Origin of the sequence: Cupriavidus agavae (assembly GCF_004217045.1) — a bacterium.
Taxonomy (GTDB): domain Bacteria; phylum Pseudomonadota; class Gammaproteobacteria; order Burkholderiales; family Burkholderiaceae; genus Cupriavidus; species Cupriavidus agavae.
In genome coordinates this window covers 78,333-100,268 of sequence record NZ_SGXM01000012.1, presented here as the reverse complement: position 1 = coordinate 100,268, position 21,936 = coordinate 78,333, and the positions used below count along the sequence as shown (strand labels likewise).

Genomic DNA, 21,936 nt, shown 5'->3' with positions numbered 1-21,936 from the left:
GCGGGGGGTGGCGCGGCGGCGCGGCAACGTTATGATGCGGGACCGCGCGGCGCCGCCGTGCCTGCCGCGTCACCGCTCCGAAGGAACCGAATTGCGTTTTCTGCACACCGCCGACTGGCATCTGGGTCGGCTTTTCCATGCCCGCAGCCTGATCGAGGATCAGGCGTTCGTGCTCGACCAGTTTGTGGCGCTGGTGCGTGACGTGCGTCCGGACGCCGTGCTGATTGCCGGCGACGTCTACGACCGCGCCGTGCCGCCGCCCGAGGCCGTGGCGCTGCTCGACGACGTGCTGGCGCGCATCGTGATCGGCGCGGGCGTGCCCGTGGTGATGATCGCCGGCAACCACGACAGCGCCCAGCGCCTCGATTTCGGCGCGCGGCTGCTGGCGGCGCGCGGGCTGCACGTGGCGGGCCGGGTCGGTGCCGAAACGACCTGCGTGACGCTGGTGGATGCCCATGGCGAGGTGCGCATCTACGCGCTGCCTTATGCCGAGCCGGCGGCGGTGCGCGACGCGTTCGGCGTTGACCTGTCATCGCACGAGGCCGCGCTGGGCGCACAGCTGGACGCGATCCGCGCGGCACACCCGGCGGGTGTGCGCGCCGTGGCGGTGGGCCATGCGTTCGTGGTGGGCGGCGCGGTCAGTGAATCGGAGCGGCCGTTGTCGGTGGGGGGCAGCGGCGCCGTGGCGGCCGAACTGTTCCACGGCTTCGACCTCGTGGCGCTGGGCCACCTGCACCGGCCCCAGACCATCGGCGGCCGGGTGCACTATTCGGGCTCGCTGCTCAAGTATTCGTTGTCCGAAGCCGATCACCGCAAGAGCGTGTCGCTGATCGAACTGGACGGAAGCGGCGAGGTGCGGATCGAACAGATCGGCCTGCAGCCGCGCCGCGACCTGCGCATCCTGCAGGGCGAACTGGCAGACCTGATCGCGGCCGGGCCCGGCGACGCCCGCCGCGACGACTATGTCTACGCCGTGCTGACCGATACGGGCGCGCTGCTCGATCCGATGGCCCGGCTGCGCGAGGCTTACCCCAACGCGCTGGCCATCGAGCGGGCGATCCTGGCCCGCAGCGGCCAGGCGGGGGAAGCAGGGCGCCAGCTACGCGAACTCGACACCGGCAGCCTGTTCGCCAATTTCTTCCGCGAAGTGTCTGACGCGGACCTCAACGGCGACCAGCGCCGTGCACTCGACGATCTGCTCGCCGGCATGGAGGCATCGGAAAGGGAATCGGCATGAAACCGCTGTACCTGAAGCTCCAGGCGTTCGGACCGTTCGCCGCCACGGAAACCATCGATTTCACCCGGCTCGGCGACCAGGCGTTCTTCCTGATCCACGGCCCCACGGGCGCGGGCAAGACCACGCTGCTCGATGCCATCTGCTTCGCGCTCTACGGCGACACGTCGGGCGGCGAGCGCAGCCCGCAGGACATGCGCAGCGCCAACGCCGACCCGGCGCTGCGTACCGAGGTGACGCTGGAGTTCGCGCTGGGGTCGATGCACTACCGCGTGACCCGCTCGCCGACGCAGGACCGCCCCAGCCAGCGCGCGGCCGGCGGCTTCGTCAAGGAGACCGCCAAGGCGCAGATCGACGTGCAACTGGACGGCGCGTGGAAGAGCCACGCCAGCCAGCCCAACCGCGTCAGCGACGCCGTGCGCGACCTGCTGGGCTTCGACAGCGCGCAGTTCCGCCAGGTCATCGTATTGCCGCAGGGGCGCTTCCGCGAACTGCTGACCGCCGATTCCCGGGCGCGCCAGGGCATCCTGGAGCGGCTGTTCCATACCGAGCTGTATCGCCGCGTGGAGGAACTGCTCAAGGAGCAGGCCGCCGGCATCCGGCGCGAAGCCGAGGAAATCTCGGTGCGCCGCAAGGCGCTGCTCGACCAGTACCGGATGGAGTCGGTGGAGGTGATGGCCGCCCATATCGGCGCGCTGCAGGAGACGCTGGCCGAGCTGCTGCGCCGCGAGGATGTGGCGCGCGCCGCGAGCGAGGCTGCGCAGGCCTCGCTGCGCAAGGGCGAGCTGGAGAACACGCAGATCCGCGCCTGGCGCGAGGCCGAGGGCGCGCACGCGGTGCTGACGGCAAGGCTGCCCGCCGTCGATGCCGATCGCCTGCGCCTGCAGGCGGCGCGGCGCGCGGCGACGGTGGCGCCGGTGCTGCAGCATCGGGACGCCGCCGGGCAGGAGCGCGCCACGGCCGTGGCCGAGTGTGCGCGCGCCGAGGCCGCCGCGGCCGGCGCAGCACAGGCGGCCGAGGTGGCGGCCCGGACGCTGCAGGCCGAACTGGCGCGCCATGGCGCGCGGCAGGCCGCCCAGCGCACCGTCACCACGCTCGAACACCTGCTGCCGCAGGCGTGCAACCTGGGCGTGCTGCGCAATGCCGTGGCGCAGGCTGGCACGGCCCTGGCCATGGCGCAGTCCTCGTGCGCGAAGAAGGTCGATGCGTTCCGCGCGGCCACCGCGACGCTCAAGCAGGCGGAAACCGATACAGAACAGGCCCGCGCCGAGAGCGCCGGCCTGCCTGCGCTGGAACTGCGCCTGGCGCATGCCCGCGAACGTGCCGCCCGGGTGGCGCGCTGCCGCGAGATCGGCGCGGGGCTCGAACCGCTGCGGCAGGCGCTGGCAACCGCGGCCACGGTGCAGCGCCAGGCGACCGGCGTCCGTGACACCGCGCGTGCCGCCGTGCAGCAGGCCGAGATCGACTGGCGTTTCGGCCAGGCCGCGCGGCTCGCCGCCGGACTGCGGCGCGGCGACCAATGTCCGGTCTGCGGCGGCAAGGATCATCCCGCGCTGGCCCAGCAGGCGCTGGCGCTGGTCAGCGATGACGATCTCGACACGGTTCGCGCCGCGCAGCAACGCGCCGACGACGCGCTGGCGCAGGCTGCCGCCGCACACCAGCAGGCCGATACGCGGTTGCAGCAGGCGCAGGCCCGGCTGGCTGACTTGTCCGAAGCGGCCGGCGACACCACCGACGCGGGCGCGCAGGCGCTCGATGCCGAGATTGGCGCGCTGGCGCAGGCGGTGAAGGCGGCCGCGCAGGCCGCAGAGCGTGCCGGCAAGCTGGCGCAGACGCTCGCGCAGGCCCGGCAGGCGCGGGAAGCGGCCGAGGCCGCTGCCGTGGCGGCCGACGATGCGGTGCGCGTGGCCGTGCGCGAACACGCGCGGCTCGAAGGCGAATGGCAGGCGGCCTGCGCGCAGGTACCCGAAGATTCCCGCGATCCCGATGTCATGCGCGCCGCGCTCGATGCCGCGCGGCGCGAAGCCGGGGCGCTGGAGGCCGCCTTGCAGGCGGCGCTTGGCGCCGAGCGCGATGCCGTGACGCTGCGGGCCGCCACGGCGGCGGCGCTGGCGGCGGCGCAGGCCGGACAGGCCCAGGCCGGGGCGCGTCTGGCCGAGCGCGAAGCGGCACTGGCCGAGGCGCTGGCCGCTGCCGCGTTCGCCGATCTGGATGCCTGCCGGGCCGCGAGCCTGCCCGACGATGCGCTGGCGGCGCTCGATGACGCGATCCGCGCGTTCGACGTGGAACTGGCCCGCGCTGCCGAATGGCGCACCCGTACCGCGGCGATTGCCGAGGCCCTGCAGGCGCCGGACGTGCCCGCGCTGCTGGCCGCGCGCGACGAGGCGGCGGTCCGGCTCGAAGCCGCGATCCGCGAACGCAGCGAGGTGGCGGCCCAGCGCGACGCGCTGCTGCAATGCAAGGGGTTGCTGGAATCGCTGGCCGCCGAGGGGCGCGACGTGGAGACGCGCTACGCGGTGCTGGGCCGGCTGTCGGAGGTGGCCAACGGCAACAATCCGCGCCGCATGACATTCCAGCGCTTCGTGCTGGCCACGCTGCTGGACGAGGTGCTGGAGGCGGCGTCGCTGCGCCTGCTGCGCATGAGCCGGGGCCGCTACGCGCTGCAGCGCGTGCGCGAGCAGGGCGACCAGCGCATGGCCGGCGGGCTCGAACTCGAAGTGTTCGACCACGATTCGGGCGCCACGCGCCCGGCCAACACGCTGTCGGGCGGCGAGGGCTTCCTGGCCTCGCTGTCGCTGGCGCTCGGGCTGGCCGACGTGGTGCAGTCGCGCGCCGGCGGCATCCAGCTCGATACGCTGTTCGTGGACGAAGGCTTTGGCACCCTCGATCCCGAAAGCCTCGATTTTGCGATCCGCACCTTGCTGGACCTCCAACAGGCCGGGCGGCTGGTTGGCATCATTTCGCACGTGACAGAGTTGCGTGAACGGATCGATGTGCGGCTGGAGGTCAGGCCGGGGGTAAGTGGGAGCCAGGCCGTGTTGAGGATGCCTTGAGGCTCTCTTTTCCCGCCTGTTTTGTTCCCCTCTCCCGCTCGCGGGAGAGGGGCCGGGGGAGAGGGGAGTAACCTCCCCTCCCCCACTTTGCTGCACTGCAAAACGTCCGCTGCGCGATTATCGCCCTTCCCGCGCCAACCCTTATTGCCGCGCGCAGGGGCGGGGTGTAACCTTTGTTCATTCTGCGAATTGAGGTTCGTATAGCGAACAATTTGGCCCCCGGCCACTCAACTTGCGCAGAGTCTCGCAAGCCGCTTTGAAGACGGCTGTCAAAACAACTGCAGGCTGGACCTCGTCCTGCCGCCGCAATCGAGCGCGGTGGCCCGGACCTGACGCCCGTCCGGGCAGACTGCCGGAGACCTCTTTGCGTGCCGCCCCCTTGCGGCCGGCTCCGGTGCGACGCCGGACTTTTCCGTACTGGAACGCAAGTGATCAACAAGCTATATGACTCGGTGGAGGCGGCTGTTGCCGGCATCCACGATGGCGCCACGATCCTGATCGGTGGTTTTGGCCTGGCAGGCATGCCGGCGGAACTGATCGACGCACTGATCGCCCAGGGCGCGCGCGACCTGACCATCGTCAACAACAACGCCGGCAACGGCGACACTGGCCTGGCGGCGCTGCTCAAGACCAAGCGCGTACGCAAGATCATTTGCTCGTTCCCGCGCCAGGTGGATTCCTACGTGTTCGACTCGCTGTACCACGCGGGCGAGATCGAGCTGGAACTGGTGCCGCAGGGCAACCTGGCCGAGCGCATCCGCGCCGCCGGTGCCGGTATTGGCGGGTTCTTCACGCGCACGGCCTATGGCACCCCGTTGGCCGAAGGCAAGGAAACGCGCATCATCGATGGTCAGGGTTACGTGTTCGAAAGCCCGATCCACGCCGACTTCGCGCTGATCAAGGCCGATACGGCGGACCGCTGGGGCAACCTGACCTACCGCAAGACCGCCCGCAACTTCGGCCCGATCATGGCCATGGCCGCCAAGTGCGCCATCGTGCAGGTCAGCCACGTGGTGGAGCTGGGCGAGATGGACCCCGAGCACATCGTCACGCCGGGCCTGTTCGTCAAGCGCGTGGTCAAGGTCGGCGGTGCCGCACCCCAGGCCACCCAGGCCGCCTGAGCGCAAGGAGAAAATACGATGCAACGCCTGACCCGCGACCAGATGGCCGCCCGCGTGGCCAAAGACATTCCGGAAGGTGCCGTGGTGAACCTCGGCATCGGCCTGCCCACCCTGGTTGGCAATCACCTGCCGGCCGACCGCGAAATCCTGCTGCACAGCGAGAACGGCCTGCTCGGCATGGGCTCGGCGCCGCCCAAGGGCGAGGAAGACGGTGACCTGATCAATGCCGGCAAGCAGCCCGTGACGATCAAGGCCGGCGGTTCGTACTTCCACCACGCCGACTCGTTCGCGATGATGCGCGGCGGCCACCTCGACTACTGCGTGCTGGGTGCCTTCCAGGTGTCCGAGCGCGGCGACCTGGCCAACTGGCACACCGGTGCCCCGGGCGCCATCCCCGCCGTGGGCGGCGCGATGGACCTGGCGATCGGCGCCAAGCAGGTGTTCGTGATGATGGAACACCAGACCAAGCAGGGCGAAAGCAAGGTGGTGGCCGAGTGCACCTACCCGCTGACCGGCATCGGCTGCGTGACCCGCATCTACACGGACCTGGCCACGATCGACGTCACGCCGGACGGACTGGTTGCCCGCGATCTCGTGGACGGCCTGTCGTTCGACGAACTGCAACGCCTGACCGGCGTGCCCCTGAAGCAGGCCGTAGCCGCCTGACCCTCCACCCAGAACGAGTGAGACAGAACATGAGCGACGCATTTATCGTTGACGCCATCCGTACCCCGATCGGCCGCTACGGCGGCAGCCTGTCCGCCGTGCGCGCGGACGATCTGGGCGCGGTGCCGCTGAAGGCCCTGATGGCCCGCAATCCGAACCTGGACTGGAAGGCCATCGACGACGTGATCTTCGGCAACGCCAACCAGGCTGGCGAGGACAACCGCAACGTGGCCCGCATGGCCTCGCTGCTGGCCGGCCTGCCGCAGGACGTGCCGGGCTCGACGATCAACCGCCTGTGCGGTTCGGGCATGGACGCCACCGGCACGGCCGCGCGCGCGCTGAAGTCGGGCGAGACCAACCTGATGATCTCGGGCGGCGTGGAAAGCATGAGCCGCGCCCCGTTCGTGATGGGCAAGGCCACCTCGGCGTTCTCGCGCCAGGCCGAAATCTTCGACACCACCATCGGCTGGCGCTTCATCAACCCGGCGATGCGTGCGGCCTACGGCGTGGACTCGATGCCCGAGACCGCCGAGAACGTGGCCACGGACTACAAGATCAGCCGCGAAGACCAGGATCTGATGGCGCTGCGCAGCCAGGAGAAGGCGTCGCGCGCCCAGGCCGACGGTACGCTGGCCCAGGAAATCACCGCCGTGACGATCGCCCAGAAGAAGGGCGACCCGATCGTGGTGGATCGTGACGAGCACCCGCGTGCCACGAGCATGGAAGCGCTGGCCAAGCTGCGCGGCGTGGTGCGCCCGGACGGCACGGTCACGGCCGGCAACGCCTCGGGCGTCAATGACGGCGCCTGCGCGTTGCTGCTGGCGAGCGAAGCGGGCCTGAAGCAGCACGGCCTGAAGCCGCGTGCCCGCATCGTGGGCATGGCCACGGCTGGCGTGGCACCGCGCGTAATGGGTATCGGCCCGGCACCGGCCACCCAGAAGCTGATGAAGCAACTGGGCATGACGCTGGACCAGATCGACGTGATCGAGCTGAACGAAGCCTTCGCGGCGCAGGGCCTGGCCGTGCTGCGCGAACTGGGCATCGCCGACGATGACCAGCGCGTGAACCCGAACGGCGGCGCCATCGCCCTGGGCCACCCGCTGGGCATGAGCGGCGCCCGCCTGGTGACCACGGCGCTGTACCAGCTGGAACGCACCAATGGCCGCTTCGCGCTGTGCACGATGTGCATCGGCGTGGGCCAGGGTATCGCGATGGTGATCGAGCGGGTTTGAGGGTGTTGATTGCCTGATGGTTTGCTCCCCTCTCCCATGAAATGGGAGAGGGGAGAAAGACAAACAAGGCAGAAATCGCAAGGTGTATCACTACCTCAAAGCGCTTAATTTCCGACATTTCCCGCCGTTAGCTTGGGCGGGAAGTTTCAGTGGTGTCTCTTCCTCAACGAGGTAGAGCATTGCGGCCGGACCGACGGGCTCGCCGGTCTTGCCGCATCTTTTTCAGACTGACCCGGCGTCCGACGCTGGTGGAGTACCGAGATGTCCCTTCCCGTTGCCACGCTTGTCACCGGCGCCAGTTCCGGTATTGGCCGTGCCATTGCCGAAATGCTGCTCGCCGACGGCGTGACGCGTGTGATCAACGTCGACTATGCAGCGCCGACGTGGTCGCATCCGAACCTGACCTTCTTCCAGGCCGACCTGACCAACGCCGACGCCACGCGCGCGGCGGCCGAGCAGGTGACCTCGCAATTCGCGGTGACCCGGCTCGTGAACAACGCCGGCGCCACGCGCCCCGGCACGGCCGATACGGCCACCGCCGAGGATCTCGATTACGTCGTGGGCCTCACGCTGCAGGCCACGATGCTGCTGACCCAGGCCTGCCTGCCCGCCATGCGCGCGGCCGGCTTTGGCCGCATCGTCAACATGGCCTCGCGCGCGGCGCTGGGCAAGCCCGAGCGCGTGGTGTATTCCGCGGCCAAGGCGGGGCTGGTTGGCATGACCCGAACGCTGGCGATGGAGCTGGGCGGAGACGGTATCACCGTCAATGCCGTGGCACCGGGTCCCATCGCCACCGAGCTGTTCCGAAAGAGCAATCCGGAGGGCAGCGAACAGACCCGGCGCATCCTGGCAAGCATTGCCGTGAAGCGCATGGGTACACCGGAAGACGTGGCGCGTGCCTCGCTGTTCTTCCTCGCCCCCGAAAATGGCTTCGTCACCGGACAGGTGCTGTACGTCTGCGGCGGAACCACGCTCGGTGTGGCGCCGGTCTGAGTAGTAGCAGTTGCCCGCCCCCAGGCACGGGGTGGAAGAGCGATTCAAGCATTGCGCCCGCGGCGCTCACAAGGTTTGCCCGCGTGCGTAGCATCAACTCCTGGAGCACAAGATGAGCATCACCAATCACACCTCGAAGGCGCGCAGACGCCTGCTGGCCGCTGGCGTGGCATTGGCCGCCGGCTTTGCCACCGTTTCCGGCGCGCAGGCGCAAGGCAACTACCCGACCAAGCCGATCACGATGGTCGTGCCGTTCTCGGCGGGCGGCACCACCGATATCCTGGCCCGCATCGTCAGCCTGCAACTGGGCAAGGCGCTGGGCCAGCCGGTCGTCGTGGACAACCGTCCGGGTGCCGGCGGCAACATTGGCGCCTCGCTGGCCGCCAAGGCACCGGCCGACGGCTACACGCTGTTCATGGGCACCATCGGCACGCACGCCATCAACCAGTCGCTGTACTCGAAGCTGCCGTACGATCCGGTCAAGGATTTCGCGCCGGTCACGCGTATCGCCATGGTTCCGAACATCGTCGTGGTCAACCCGAAGGTGCCGGTCCACAACATCAAGGAACTGATCGCCTACGTAAAGGCGAACCCGGACAAGCTGTCGTACGGTTCGTCGGGCAGCGGTTCGTCGATGCACCTGTCGGGCGAGCTGTTCAACTCGATGACCGGCCTGCACATCCAGCACATTCCGTACAAGGGCAGCGCCCCGGCCGTGAATGACCTGCTGGGCAACCAGATCGGCCTGATGTTCGACAACCTGCCGTCGTCGTTCCAGCACGTGAAGGCGGGCAAGCTGCGCGCGCTGGCCGTGACGTCGGGCAAGCGCTCGCCGGCCCTGCCGGACGTGCCGACCGTGGCCGAAGCCGGCGTGCCGGGCTATGAAGCCACCTCGTGGTTTGCGCTGTACGCCACGGGCGGCACGCCGCAGCCGATCGTCGACCGCATCAACGCCGAAGTGGTCAAGATCCTGGCCATGCCGGAAGTGAAGAAGCAGATGGCCGAGCAGGGCGCCGAGCCCAACCCGGAAAAGCCGGCCCAGCTGGCCGCGTTCATGAAGTCCGAGACCGCCAAGTGGGCCAAGGTCGTGAAGGCTTCGGGCGCCACGGTGGACTGATCCGGTCCGGCGTTTCAAGCGGTTCAAGCAGTTCGCGGTACTGAAACCGGCCCTCGCGGCCGGTTTTTTTCATGGCCCGGAAAGAAAAAGCCCGCGAGATCATCGCGGGCAGAAATCCCAGGTCCTTGCCGGACGGGAGGAGACATCAGGTACGGGGCGAAGCGGAAGCCGGGTCGGACGGGTCAGCTGACCACGTACTTGACGACCTGTTCCTCCACCCCGACAAAACGCACCAGCTGGCGCAGGCCGCTGGCGTATTCCTTGATATGCAGCCCTTCCGGCGTATCCGGCAGCCGGTAGTAGATCGGCGCGGTGCCGGCCCGGGCGCGGGCCGCGCTGACGAAGGCGGCGGGCGCCAGGGACGATTCCCCCGCGGCCGTGCCTTCCGTCAACGTGATTTCCGGTCTTGCGTTCATCTCAACTCTCCAGTGACGCACGGCGCTGAACGTTGGGCCGGTAAAACGAAGGCGCGCGCGTGCGGGTCGCATTGTCTGGAATGTATTGCAGGCGGTCGCGGAATGCCATTTCGACTTTTTTATATCAGTATCGAGACAATTGACTAAATTGTCATAATTCGGTGTCTGGCGCGCCGTGGGCGCGGGGTGGCGCATCTGTGGCGCCGGTGACGCTCACGGGTTAACGGCATGACGCACGATGAACTTGCGCGCTACCATTACGTCACCTGAATCCTGGTGGCTTGAGGGAGCAACTCCCGTGCCAGCCGCCAATCGCCCCGCCACGCCACTACGCCGCGAATGTCCACCCAGCACGCGCTACTGATTTCCCTGATCGAGAAACCCTCCTCGGGCTACGACCTGGCCCGCCGTTTCGACAAGTCGATCGGATATTTCTGGCACGCCACGCATCAGCAGATCTACCGCGAGCTGGGGCGCATGGCCGATCTTGGGTGGATTGCCGCCGAGGATGCCGGGCCGGCGGCCCGGACCGGGGAGGGGGATGGCGCGGAACGGAAGAACCGCAAGAAGGTGTACAGCGTGCTGCCGGCCGGACGGGAGGAACTGGCGCGGTGGGTGTTGTCGCCCGGGGCGGGACTCGACCAGCGCGAGGAAATTCTGGTCAAGCTACGTGCAGATGCTGCAATCGGCCCGCTCGGGCTTGACCGCGAGATGGCGCGGCTGATCGCGCTGCACGAAGAGCGGCTCGCGCTCTACCGGAGCATCGAGCGCAAGGATTTCGCCGGCACGCTGGATCGGCGCCAGCAGATCCAGTATGCGCTGCTGCAGCGCGGCATCCGCTTCCAGGAAGACTGGATCGCCTGGGGACGCGCGCTGCTGCCGTTGCTGGAATTGCCGGCGAAGGGATCGTCGCCGGCATAGCCGTTACGCCAGATCGACCTCGCGGCCGGCCGGTGCCGGCACGGCCAGGCCCAGGCGGCGGCGCGCCAGCGCGTATTCCTCGACAAAGCGGCGCACCAGCTCGGCGGCCGGCACCACGCGCTTGATGGCGCCCACGCCCTGGCCGGCGCCCCAGATTTCCTTCCAGGGCTTGACGCGCGTCGAGCCGAAGTTCATTGCCGAGGCGTCGGACGTGGGCAGCGCGGCCGGGTCCAGTCCGGCGCGCACGATGCTCTCGCGCAGGTAGTTGCCGTGCACGCCCGTGAACAGGTTCGAGTAGATGATGTCGTCGGCATTGCTGTCGACGATCATCTGCTTGTAGGCATCCTCGGCGTTGGCTTCTTCGGTAGCGATGAAGGCCGAGCCGATATAGCCGAGGTCGGCGCCGGCGGCCTGGGCGGCCAGCACGGCGTCGCCGCTGGCGATGGCGCCGGACAGCAGCAGCGGGCCGTCGAACCATTCGCGGATCTCGTGCAGCAGCGCGAACGGCGAGAGCGTACCGGCATGGCCGCCCGCGCCCGCCGCCACGGCGATCAGGCCGTCGGCGCCTTTCTCGATGGCCTTGCGGGCAAAGGTATTGTTGATCACATCGTGCAGCACGATGCCGCCGTACGAGTGCACGGCCTGGTTAACTTCCACGCGCGCACCCAGCGACGTGATCACGATGGGCACCTTGTAGCGCACACACAGTTCCAGGTCGTGTTCGAGGCGGTCGTTGGACTTGTGCACGATCTGGTTCACGGCGAACGGCGCGGCCGGGCGGTCCGGATGCTTTGCGTCGTGCTCGGCCAGTTCAGTCGTGATGCGGTCCAGCCATTCGGCCAGCTTCTCCGCGGGCCGGGCGTTCAGCGCCGGGAACGAGCCCACCACGCCGGCCTTGCACTGGGCGATGACCAGATCGGGGTTGGAAATGATGAACAGCGGCGAGCAGACTGCCGGCAGCGACAGGTTTTGCAGCAGGGCGGGAAGGGCCATCACAAGTCTCCGGATTACACGTTTTATGCAACCAGTTGCATATTGATGGCGAAAATACCATGGCCCCAGGCGTCGTGCAATGGCGCATGTGGGCGGGGCAGGCCAGCGTCAGTGGCGCTTTGTCTACAATGAGCGGATTGCCACTCCCGGCAGGACGGAAGAAGTCAGTGATTACTCGCACCCCAACCGGCTCGCCATCGGCTGGCGCCGACCAGACTGCGGCGCCGGACCTGTTCGACAGCGACCTGGCCTCCTGGTATGCGCATCCCGAGCGGGCCTTCGACGGCTGGCTGGCGCGGCATGGCTTCCGCCCCGGCACGGCCACGGTCTATCGCGCGATGTGGGGCAAGCTGCTGCGTTGGTCCGGCGAGCAAGGCATGCCGCCGCTGAAGTGGTCCGCCGACCAGATCGCCGCCTTTCTCGACGCCCAGGACCTGCACAAGCGGCATCGCTATCGGTACGCGCGTTTGATCGAACGCGTGTTCCACCATCTTTCGACACTGCAACAGAATTTGCACAACCCCGGCAGCCAGGCGGTGCGGACGCATCTGGCCGATGGCGAGAACGATCCGACCGCGTTCCTTCTGCCCGGCGAGCGCGACCTGCTGGTGGCACGCGTGCTGGCGCCTTCGCCCGACCCGCTCCCCGCCGGCGACGAAGCGCGCGGCATCTCTCCGACGCAATGGAAACGCGCCCGCGATATCGCGCTGCTGGCCGTCCTGCTCGGGGGCGGCCTCAAGGTGGCCGAAGTGCGGGCGCTGCGGCTCGACGCGTTGCAGGGAATCGCCAGTGGTCCGATATCGATTCGCATGGTGTGTACCGACAATGGCCGGACCTATACGGTGCCGCTGTTCGCGTTCGCGCACGGCTCGCTGCGCCACTGGCTGGCGCTACGGCAGGCGGCCGGTTCGCTCGGCGAACTGGTGTTTCCGGCGATGGCGAATGGCCGGGCCATGCACGCGGCGTCCGTCTACCGGCGTATCGAGATCCTGCTGGAAGAGGCTGGCGTGCTGGCCGGGCGCAGCGAGCGGGCATCGCCGCAGACGTTGCGCAATACTTGCGGCGCGATGCATTTCGATGCCGGCACCACGCCGGCGGCCGTGGCGCAACTGCTCGGCATGCGCGATCTGGAATCGGGCTGGCGGCTGCATTCGGCCTATGAGGCGTGGCAGGCACGTACCGGGCTGCCGGTCGCGGCAAAACCGACCGCGCGGTCGGGCGGAGAAGCCACACAGGATTAATCCCGCGCGGTTATGATGACAGGCCCGGCAACCCGCTCGCGGGGCGCATTCCATGGCCGGGCAGGCGTCACGCCTTTTTTTCAAACGTATTCCGACTCAAGAATCCATGGCTGAAACCCTACTGCTGACAGGCGCCACCGGCTATATCGCTTCGCATACCTGGGTGGCATTGCACGAGGCCGGCTATCAGGTGATCGGACTCGATAATCTTTGCAATAGCAACCGCGAAGTCGTCAATCGCCTGGCGAAGATCACCGGGACCACGCCGAATTTTGTCGAAGGCGACGTTCGCGACCGCGCGCTGCTCGACCGGCTGTTCTCCGAGAACAAGATCGCCGGGGCGATTCATTTTGCCGCGCTCAAGGCCGTGGGCGAATCGGTCAGCAAGCCGCTCGAATATTACGGCAACAATCTGGACGGCATGATCACGCTGTGCAGCGCCATGCAGTCGGCCGGCGTCAAGCAATTGGTGTTCAGCTCGTCGGCCACGGTCTACGGGAATCCGCATGCCGTGCCGATTCTTGAAGATTTTCCGTTGTCGGCGACCAATCCGTATGGCCAGACCAAGCTCATGGGCGAGCAAATCCTGCGCGATGTGGAAATTTCCGACCCGGAATGGCGAATCGCATTTCTGCGATATTTCAACCCGGTCGGGGCGCATGAAAGCGGGCTGATCGGCGAGGATCCCGGCGGTATTCCCAATAACCTGATGCCTTATGTGGCGCAGGTGGCCGGCGGCCGGCGCGAAAAGCTCAGCGTTTATGGCGGCGACTATCCCACCGTGGACGGGACCGGCGTGCGCGACTATATCCATGTCTGCGATCTGGCCGATGGCCACGTGGCGGCCCTGAACTACCTGCGCGACAACCCGCGCGGCATGACGGTCAACCTTGGAACCGGCCGTGGATATAGCGTCCTGGAGGTGGTGAAGGCTTACGAACGGGCCAGCGGCAAGCCGGTGCCGTACCAGATCGTCGACCGCCGCCCGGGCGATATTGCCTCGTGCTATGCCGATCCGGCCCTGGCGGCGTCGCTGATCGGGTGGCGTGCACGGCACGATATCGACCGCATGTGCGAGGATTCCTGGCGCTGGCAGTCGATGAATCCGCAGGGGTTTGCCGGCTGAATATCGCCGCGCCGGCGGATTTCCCGCTACCAATAAAAAACCGGGCAGAAGCCCGGTTTTTTATTGGCCCGCCTGGCGCGTCCGAGACGCACCGGGAACCGGCAGTACTCAGCGGATCAGGAAGTCGTCCATCGACTTGCCATTGGCGAGCGCCTGGGTCAGCCAGCCCGGACGCTTGCCGCGGCCGGTCCAGGTATTGCCGGCGCTGTCGCGGTAGCGCACCGGCACCTTGCGCGCCGCGGCTGCCTTCTTGGTACCCGCCACCTTGCCGCCAAATCCGAGGTCTTCGGCAGTCAGGCCAAATTGTTCGATTTTCTCGCGAATCTCCGCGATCACGCTCGCCTGTTCGCGCGCCTTGATCTCTTCGGCCTGCTTCTGCAGTTCGCTGATTTTCTGAACGATTTCCTGATATGTCGCCATTTGTATCCCTCTATTTACAGTTGGGTCCGTGAATTCACGCAGGCCATTATAACCACTGCGCGCAGCCGTGCAAATCTATTTTCCCCCGCCGGTTCCAAAATGCGAAAATTCTCAATTAGAAATTATTACTGAACTTCGCCAATGCTTGCCGGTCACCGGCGGCACGGGCGCGGATGCACGCGGGCGGGCGGGCCGCTCCCGGTTTTGGTGTGCCCTGAATATCGGCAGCGTTTAATTCGGCCGCCCGCAAAATCCTGGGCGCTTTCCGGATCGCCGAATATGGCAGTGGCGTGGCCATGTGCGTCACGCGCCATTCTGCACTTTTCTATTTGCCGGGCATCTCAAGGTTGAATGGATGGGCGCCGTTATGGAATCCTGAGCAGGCCGTACGGGGTGTCGGTCTGCCGGACCGGAGCAAGGGAGTGGCTTCGGGTTATCTCCTTATGACCAGCACATCATGTCCTTTCACCAGAATATCCAGATCAAGACCCTGCTACGGGGCGCCATGGCCCTGCTCACGGCCATCCTGCTGCTTGTGGGCGGCGCGGGACTGCATGGCATCTCGCGGTCCAACGATGCGCTGAAGGAGACCTACTCGAACCAGCTGGCGTCGTCGCAGGCGCTGGCCGACGCGATGGTGGGCACCACGCGCCTGCGCCTGGCGCTGGATCGCGGCATCATGCCCGGCTCCGAGGGCGAGGACCTGCAGAAGCACGTCGACCGATCGAAGGTGTTCGTGGAAACCTCGGAGCGCGGCTGGAAGCGCTACATGGCGCTGCCGCAGACCGACGAGGAAAAGGTCCTGTCCTCGGCCCTGGCCGCCAAGCGCCAGGAGTTCTTCGACAAGGGCGTGGCACTGTGGCAGAAGGCACTCGCGGAAGGTAACCGCGAGGAAGCCCTGCGCATGGGCCGTGATGTGATGCCGGAGCTGCAGCGCTCGATGTCCAGCGCGCACGAGAAGCTCGAAAAATTCCAGATGGAGGCCAGCAAGGCCAATTTCGAGGCCGCGCAGTCGCGTTTCGAGACGATCCGTGCCATGTCGGTCCTGCTGATCGCGTTCGGCATCGTCATTGCCGTGGTGGCGGCCACGATGCTCAACCGTGCCATCGTGCGCCCGGTGGAGGAAGCGCTGACCGTGTTCGAACGCATGGCCGGCGGCGACCTGACCTCGCGCATCACGAGCATGTCGAACAACGAAATCGGCCGCATGATGCAGGCGCTGGCCAAGATGCAGCAGAGCCTGTCGGGCATCGTGCATGAAGTGCGCGGCGGCACCGATTCGATTGCCTCGGCCACGCAGCAGATCTCGGCGGGCAACACGGACCTGTCCCAGCGCACCGAGGAGCAGGCCGCCTCGCTGGAACAGACCGCCGCGAGCATGGAAGAGCTGACCACCGTGGTCAAGCAGAACGCCGACAACGCGCGCCAGGCTGGCGTGCTGGCCGGCGAGGCCTCGCAGATCGCGCTGAAGGGCGGCGACGTGGTGGGCCGCGTGGTCGATACGATGAACGAGATCAACGGCGCGTCGCGCAAGGTGGTCGAGATCATCGGCGTGATCGAGGGTATCGCCTTCCAGACCAATATCCTGGCGCTGAACGCCGCCGTGGAAGCGGCGCGGGCCGGCGAGCAGGGCCGCGGTTTTGCCGTGGTGGCCGGCGAGGTGCGCAGCCTGGCGCAGCGCAGCGCCAACGCGGCCAAGGAAATCGAGTCCCTGATCAGTGAATCGGGCCAGCGCGTGGAAAGCGGTACGCGCCTCGTGGCCGAGGCCGGCCAGACGATGGGCGAGATCGTGCAGGCCGTGCGCCGCGTGACCGACATCATGAACGAGATCAGCGCCGCGTCGCAGGAACAGACCACGGGCATCGAGCAGGTCAACCAGGCCGTGGCGCAGATGGACCAGGTCACGCAGCAGAACGCCGCGCTGGTGGAAGAAGCGGCGGCCGCGGCGGGCGCGCTGGAGGAACAGGCGCAGAAGCTCAAGAGCGTGGTGTCGGTGTTCACGGTGTCGGCCGACGGTACGGTGTCGCGCCAGGTGGTCAGCGCGCCGGCTTTCGCGGCGCTGGTGGCCAAGCCGGCTGCCGCGCCCGTGGCAGCCCGTGCGGAAGAGCCGGTGCGGGCGGCGGCCAAGCGTCCGCCGATCGTGCGCAAGGCCCGCGAGCCTCAGTTGCTGCGCCCGAAGCTGAACCAGCCGGCTGCGGCCACGGCTTCGGCGCCGGACGACAACTGGTCGGCCTTCTGATCGTTTCGGACTCACGTAACAAGCGCGTGCAACAAGGGAGGCCTGGCGGGCGCGAGATGCCAGGGCAGCGGGCCGCAGGTCTGGCCCGCCTCCCGTTGTCTCGCCCGCCCCCGGTATTCCTTTTCGCGCAGCCCCGATGATTGCCACGAATTTCAGCCTACTGCTGCTTGCGGCGTTGCTCGGCCTGATGGCCGCGCTCGGCCTGCGCGCGGTCCAAGCGGACGGCGCGCCGGGGCGTAGATCCATTCGCTCGCTCACCTGGTGGGCGGCGCTGATGTCGCAGGCCACGCTTGGCATGCCGCTCTGGGTGGCGCTTGCCTCGGGCACGCTGACGGCGGCCAACAACGGTGCCAAGCTCGCCGCCACTTTCGCGGTAAGCCTGGCGGCGAGCGTGCTGGCCTCGCAGATGCTCGCACCGACCTGGCACTGGCTGCGCAGCCATGGCCGCGGCTGGCAACTGGCCGTGGCCACGGCGATGGTGGCCGGCGCCGGGCTGGTGGCCATGGCCGGCGCGCGGCTGGGCCGCGTGTGCGGCGGCACGTCGCTGACGCCGCGCGAATGCTTCGACGCGACGGGCGTGCAGGGGCCGGGCTGGCTGGCCGGCGGCCTGGCGCTGCTTTGCACGGGCCTTTACCTGATGCATCGCATCCAGTCGAACCGGTGGCCGCTGGCGGCCGCCGAGGTTGGCGCAGCCGGCGAATTCCATGACGACCTGCCGCTGGCGGGCCGGGCCGGCACGGTGGTCGAGGCAGCCAGCGGGCGCCGCCCGCTGGGCCGCTTTGGCGGGCTGACCGTGCGGCTCTCGGCACGCAACCAGCGCCAGGTGGGCGAATACAGCGTCAGCACCGAACTGCCGGACCGCACCGCGTTCGCGCGCTGGCTCGACAAGAGCATTGCGCAGTCCCGGCTGTCCGACACCAGCTGCGCGGTGCTGCTGATCCATATCGCCGATTTCCGCGAGGTGGACGAGGTCTTCGAGGTGCGCGCCGACGATATCCTGGCGCAGGATGCCGGCGCGCTGGCCCAGGCCGCGCTGGAGCCGCACCACTTCCTGGCACGGCTGGCGCGCGACGAATTCGCCGTCGGCGTGCCGGAACTGGTGCAGCACAGCCGCGCCCATGAACTGGGCGACAAGGTGCTGGGCTCGCTGTCGGAGTTCGTGGCGGCGCGCGGGCTGCAGATGCAGATCGGCGTGAATATCGGCATCGCCATTTCGCCACGCGACGCCACCACCTCCGAGGCGCTGATGCAGGCCGCGCGCGTGAGCCTGTCCGAGGCGCGCGAGAGCGGTTCGAACCAGCTCCGCATGTTCAATTCGGCAGCCGGCGAGCGCGCGCGCCGCATGCGCGTGATTCGCCGCGATCTCTGGCCGGCCATCCAGGACGACGCGCTGTCGCTGGTCTACCAGCCCAAGTACGACGTGAAGACGCGCAGCGTGATCGGCGCCGAGGCGCTGTGCCGCTGGCGGCATCCCACGCTGGGCGCGGTGAATCCGGCGGAGTTCATCATGGTGGCCGAGCAGTCGGGCCAGATCGACAAGCTCGACGACTGGGTGATCTCGCAGGTCTGCCGCCAGGTGCGCGCCTGGCAGGACGCCGGCTTGCCGCCCGCGCCGGTGGCGATCAATGTTTCCGGCCTGCGCTTCGCCAGCCGCAACTTCCCGCAGTACCTGCTTGACCAGATTCACCAGCACGACATCCCGCCGTCGGCCATTACGCTCGAAATTACCGAGACGGCGGCGATGAAGGACATCGGCAAGTCGCTGGAGACGCTGACCGAGCTGCAGTCGCTCGGCATCCAGGTGGCGCTCGACGATTTCGGCAGCGGCTATTCGAGCCTGGGCTACCTGAAGCGGCTGCGGGTGGGAACGCTCAAGATCGACCGTACGCTGATCGGCGGGCTTGATGCCGATCCGCAGGGCCGCGCCATCGTGGGATCGATGGTGGCGCTGGCGCACGAACTGCGCATGCGGGTCGTGGCCGAAGGCGTGGAATCGGCGTCCCAACTCGACATCCTCGACGAGATGGGCTGCGACGAGGTGCAGGGCTACCTGATGGCCATGCCGCTCGACGCGCCGGTGTTCGCCGGACTGCTGCTCGGCGCCCGGCCGACGCACGCCCAGTCGGCGGCCTGATTAGAGCGAGCACTCTAAACACGGGGCCGCGCGTCCGGCACGCGGGTGCCGGACCTAAATCCGGCGGCCGGTGTGTCGATATCTCGAAGACAGGGCAGTGGCACGGCCGCCTTCGAGGTTTCGGGGCCGGTGCCAGCGCGCTGGCCTTGTCCGTCGCCGCCCGCATGGCCCTGCCAATGGCGGACCCACTTCTTCCCGGAGTCCCTGAATGTCTCTTCCTCACATCCTCGTCGTCGACGATTCGCCCTCCCTGCGCCGCATGACGGGCGCCTGCCTGCGCGCGGGCGGGTTCACGGTGACCGAGGCATCGGACGGCAAGGAGGCGCTGGAAGTTGCCATGCAGGCCCGCTTCGGCATGTTGGTGACTGATCAGGTGATGCCGGTCATGGACGGCCTGTCGCTGATCCGCGCACTGCGTGCCACGCCCGACTACGCGTCGATCCCGATCCTGATGCTGTCCACGGAGCACGACGACACCATCCTGGAGCGCGCCCGCGAGGCCGGTGCCTCGGGCTTCCTGGCCAAGCCGTTCGACCCCGAGGACCTGATGGCGTCGGTCGGCGCCCTGCTGACCCCTCCCTCCGAGGGGTAAAAGCGGCGCCGAGTCGCCCTTAATCCACCCCGTTGCCTGCCGTTATCACTGGAAGGCCATATCAGGTGGACCGGCCCGGCGGCGCCCGCATTGTCTTGCGGCGTGGCGGGGCGGGCCATTGCATCGGGTCGCCAGCAGCCGGGGGCACGTTACCGCCGGCCACGACCCACCATGCCAGCGGGGGCAACCATGAACACCAGCAACAACCGCGCGGACAGCGCGGGAGAAGAATTCCTGGCCTTCCGGCTCGGCCGCGAAGAGTACGGCATCGACATCCTGAAGGTGCAGGAAATCCGCGGCTACGAGAACGTGACGCAGATCGCCAACGCGCCCGACTACCTGAAGGGCGTGGTCAACCTGCGCGGCACCATCGTGCCGATCATCGACCTGCGCATCAAGTTCCGGCAGGCCCAGATCAGCTACGACCAGTACACCGTGGTGATCATCGTCGATATCCATGAACGCACCACCGGCATCGTGGTTGACGGCGTGTCTGACGTGCTCACGCTCACGCCCGCGCAGATCAAGCCGGCGCCCGCGCTCTCGGGTGGCGTGGAGACCGAATACATCCGTGGGCTTGGCTCGCTCGAAGGCCGCATGCTGATCCTGGCCGACATCGAGAAGCTGATGAACGTGGACGACCTCGCGGCGCTCGACGCCGCGGCCGGCGCCTGACGCCAGGGAACGGGGAGCGCCGGAGCCGGGGCTTCCCCACCGGCCCCACAACTTCCAAGCAGTCACTCCAATGCGCAACAACCAGCCTGTCACCCAGCGCGAGCACCCGCTCTCGCCGAACGATTACCTGATCTCGCGGACCGACCTCAAGGGCCGGATCACGTTTGCGAACCGGGCGTTCGTCGAAGTAAGCGGCTTCACGGCGCAAGAATTGCTCGGTGCGGCGCATAACCTCGTGCGCCATCCGGACATGCCTCCCGAGGCGTTCGCCGATCTCTGGTCGGCCGTCCAGGCTGGCAAGTCGTGGGTGGGCATCGTCAAGAACCGCCGCAAGAACGGCGACCATTACTGGGTGCAGGCCACCGTCACGCCCACGCGCGTGGATGGCCGCATCATCGGCTATACGTCGGTGCGCTCGATGGCCAAGCCCGAGCAGATCGAAGCGGCCGAGACGGCCTACAGGCGCTTTCGCGAGAACCGCGCCGCCGGGCTGGCGATCCGCGATGGCGCGGTGGTGCGCACCGGCGTGGCCGGGCTGCTGGGCCGCCTGACGCGGCTGACGCTGCGCCGCCGTATCCTGCTGGCGCAACTGGCCGGGGTGAGCTGGTTCCTCGTGGCGCTGGCCGGCGTGCACTGGATGTCGCCGGCCGCCGCCACGCAACTCTGGCCGTGGCTCTGGGGTGCGTTCGCGCTGGCCGTGCTGTCGTCGGCGGCGGCGGGTGCGGCGCTGGCGGCACGCGTGGACCGGCCCGTCGGCGAGATGCTCGACTTCGCGCTGCGCATGGGCGCGGGCGACCTGACCACCACGTACGAACACCGCGCCAGTGACGAGGTAGGCGCGCTGTCGCGCGCCATGCGCACGATGCAGCGCAGCCTGCTGTCGGTGGTACACGACATCCAGGAAGGCATGGTCAGCATTTCCACGGCCACGCACCAGGTGGCGGCGGGCAACAACGACCTGTCGCAGCGCACCGAACAGCAGGCCGCGTCGCTGGAGGAAACCGCGTCGAGCATGGAGCAGTTGACCGGCACGGTCCGCCAGAACGCCGACAACGCGCGGCAGGCCACCGGGCTGGCCGCCAATGCGTCGGAAACCGCGCTGCGCGGCGGCGAAGCCGTGGGCCGCGTGGTGCAGACCATGGACGAGATCAACCAGGCCTCGCACAAGATCGTCGACATCATCGGCGTGATCGAGGGCATCGCCTTCCAGACCAACATCCTGGCGCTCAACGCCGCCGTGGAAGCGGCGCGGGCCGGCGAGCAGGGGCGCGGGTTTGCCGTGGTGGCCGGCGAGGTGCGCGGCCTGGCGCAGCGCAGCGCCAACGCGGCCAAGGAGATCAAGGGCCTGATCGCCGATACCGTGGGGCGCGTGGAGAACGGCGCCGCGCAGGTGTCGGAGGCCGGGGCAACGATGGACGAGATCGTGCAGGCCGTGAAGCGCGTGACCGACATCATGGGCGAGATCAGTTCGGCCTCGGCCGAGCAGAGCGCCGGCATCGAGCAGGTCAACGAGGCCGTGGCGCAGATGGATGAAGTCACGCAGCAGAACGCTGCGCTGGTGGAGCAGGCCGCCGCGGCGGCAGGCTCGCTGGAGGAACAGGCCGACCGCTTGCGCGAGTCGATTTCCACCTTCCGCGTCAGCACGCAGGCCGAAGCCCGGCCCGCGCGCCGCCGGCAGGCGGAATTGGCGGAGGCAGCGGCCGGTTGAAGTGGGGAGCACGGCCAGCGTCCGCATGGGCGCGGAGCCGACCAAAGCGCCGCGC

General features: G+C 68.0%; 18 protein-coding genes. 15 read left to right on the top strand and 3 right to left on the bottom strand.

Translation table 11 applies throughout. The features are described 5' to 3' along the window. Positions 1–91 precede the first annotated feature (91 nt). The 7 genes from EV147_RS24680 (at position 92) to EV147_RS24650 (ending at position 9,416) form a co-directional block, all read left to right on the top strand. Positions 92–1,237: an exonuclease SbcCD subunit D gene (locus EV147_RS24680; RefSeq protein ID WP_130393862.1), complete on the top strand. Its 1,146-nt coding sequence runs from the start codon at positions 92–94 to the stop codon at positions 1,235–1,237. Beyond that, complete coding sequence (locus tag EV147_RS24675) at positions 1,234–4,287, top strand: AAA family ATPase (protein ID WP_130393861.1); 3,054 nt, start codon at positions 1,234–1,236, stop codon at positions 4,285–4,287. Before EV147_RS24680 ends, EV147_RS24675 begins: the two co-directional genes overlap by 4 nt. A gap of 428 nt (positions 4,288–4,715) precedes the next feature. After that, positions 4,716–5,408: a 3-oxoacid CoA-transferase subunit A gene (locus EV147_RS24670; RefSeq protein WP_130393860.1), complete on the top strand. Its 693-nt coding sequence runs from the start codon at positions 4,716–4,718 to the stop codon at positions 5,406–5,408. 18 nt (positions 5,409–5,426) lie between these two features. Continuing rightward, complete coding sequence (locus EV147_RS24665) at positions 5,427–6,074, top strand: 3-oxoacid CoA-transferase subunit B (RefSeq protein ID WP_130393859.1); 648 nt, start codon at positions 5,427–5,429, stop codon at positions 6,072–6,074. 29 nt (positions 6,075–6,103) lie between these two features. Next, the gene (gene pcaF / locus EV147_RS24660) at positions 6,104–7,306 is read left to right on the top strand and encodes a 3-oxoadipyl-CoA thiolase (RefSeq protein WP_130393858.1); all 1,203 of its coding nucleotides are present in this window, start codon (positions 6,104–6,106) and stop codon (positions 7,304–7,306) included. A 261-nt stretch (positions 7,307–7,567) separates the two neighbouring features. Then, a complete protein-coding gene (locus tag EV147_RS24655) occupies positions 7,568–8,299 on the top strand; it encodes an SDR family NAD(P)-dependent oxidoreductase (protein WP_130393857.1) in 732 nt (243 codons plus the stop codon). A gap of 112 nt (positions 8,300–8,411) precedes the next feature. Then, positions 8,412–9,416 (top strand): Bug family tripartite tricarboxylate transporter substrate binding protein, encoded by a 1,005-nt coding sequence (locus EV147_RS24650; RefSeq protein ID WP_130393856.1) that lies wholly within the window; start codon positions 8,412–8,414, stop codon positions 9,414–9,416. Positions 9,417–9,598: 182 nt separating this feature from the next. On the opposite strand, the gene EV147_RS24645 is transcribed toward EV147_RS24650, so the two are convergent. Further along, the gene (locus tag EV147_RS24645) at positions 9,599–9,832 is read right to left on the bottom strand and encodes a hypothetical protein (protein WP_130393855.1); all 234 of its coding nucleotides are present in this window, start codon (positions 9,830–9,832) and stop codon (positions 9,599–9,601) included. A gap of 339 nt (positions 9,833–10,171) precedes the next feature. Between EV147_RS24645 and EV147_RS24640 the strand changes: the two genes are divergently transcribed. Next, complete coding sequence (locus EV147_RS24640) at positions 10,172–10,753, top strand: PadR family transcriptional regulator (RefSeq protein ID WP_130393854.1); 582 nt, start codon at positions 10,172–10,174, stop codon at positions 10,751–10,753. A 3-nt stretch (positions 10,754–10,756) separates the two neighbouring features. Here EV147_RS24640 and EV147_RS24635 read toward each other — a convergent pair whose 3' ends face one another. Continuing rightward, positions 10,757–11,746, bottom strand: coding sequence for an NAD(P)H-dependent flavin oxidoreductase (locus EV147_RS24635; protein WP_130393853.1), 990 nt, complete (start codon positions 11,744–11,746; stop codon positions 10,757–10,759). A gap of 167 nt (positions 11,747–11,913) precedes the next feature. Between EV147_RS24635 and EV147_RS24630 the strand changes: the two genes are divergently transcribed. Beyond that, the gene (locus EV147_RS24630; protein ID WP_407923287.1) at positions 11,914–12,987 is read left to right on the top strand and encodes a tyrosine-type recombinase/integrase; all 1,074 of its coding nucleotides are present in this window, start codon (positions 11,914–11,916) and stop codon (positions 12,985–12,987) included. 106 nt (positions 12,988–13,093) lie between these two features. Further along, positions 13,094–14,113 (top strand): UDP-glucose 4-epimerase GalE, encoded by a 1,020-nt coding sequence (gene galE / locus EV147_RS24625; protein WP_130393899.1) that lies wholly within the window; start codon positions 13,094–13,096, stop codon positions 14,111–14,113. A gap of 108 nt (positions 14,114–14,221) precedes the next feature. Here the strand turns inward: galE and EV147_RS24620 are convergent, their stop codons facing one another. Further along, entirely contained in the window at positions 14,222–14,533 is a 312-nt protein-coding gene (locus EV147_RS24620) for an H-NS histone family protein (protein ID WP_130393851.1), read from the bottom strand. 457 nt (positions 14,534–14,990) lie between these two features. Here EV147_RS24620 and EV147_RS24615 point away from each other — a divergent pair, with 457 nt between their 5' ends. The 5 genes from EV147_RS24615 to EV147_RS24595 all read left to right on the top strand — a co-directional run bounded on the left by EV147_RS24615 (position 14,991) and on the right by EV147_RS24595 (position 21,881). Continuing rightward, positions 14,991–16,772, top strand: coding sequence for a methyl-accepting chemotaxis protein (locus tag EV147_RS24615; protein WP_130393850.1), 1,782 nt, complete (start codon positions 14,991–14,993; stop codon positions 16,770–16,772). 136 nt (positions 16,773–16,908) lie between these two features. After that, the gene (locus tag EV147_RS24610) at positions 16,909–18,906 is read left to right on the top strand and encodes a putative bifunctional diguanylate cyclase/phosphodiesterase (RefSeq protein WP_130393849.1); all 1,998 of its coding nucleotides are present in this window, start codon (positions 16,909–16,911) and stop codon (positions 18,904–18,906) included. Between the two features lie 208 nt (positions 18,907–19,114). After that, positions 19,115–19,498 carry a response regulator gene (locus EV147_RS24605; protein WP_130393848.1) on the top strand — a complete coding sequence of 128 codons (384 nt, stop codon included), beginning with the start codon at positions 19,115–19,117 and terminating at the stop codon, positions 19,496–19,498. A 189-nt stretch (positions 19,499–19,687) separates the two neighbouring features. Further along, positions 19,688–20,173, top strand: coding sequence for a chemotaxis protein CheW (locus tag EV147_RS24600; RefSeq protein ID WP_130393847.1), 486 nt, complete (start codon positions 19,688–19,690; stop codon positions 20,171–20,173). A 70-nt stretch (positions 20,174–20,243) separates the two neighbouring features. Then, positions 20,244–21,881 carry a methyl-accepting chemotaxis protein gene (locus tag EV147_RS24595; RefSeq protein ID WP_130393846.1) on the top strand — a complete coding sequence of 546 codons (1,638 nt, stop codon included), beginning with the start codon at positions 20,244–20,246 and terminating at the stop codon, positions 21,879–21,881. Positions 21,882–21,936 lie beyond the last annotated feature (55 nt).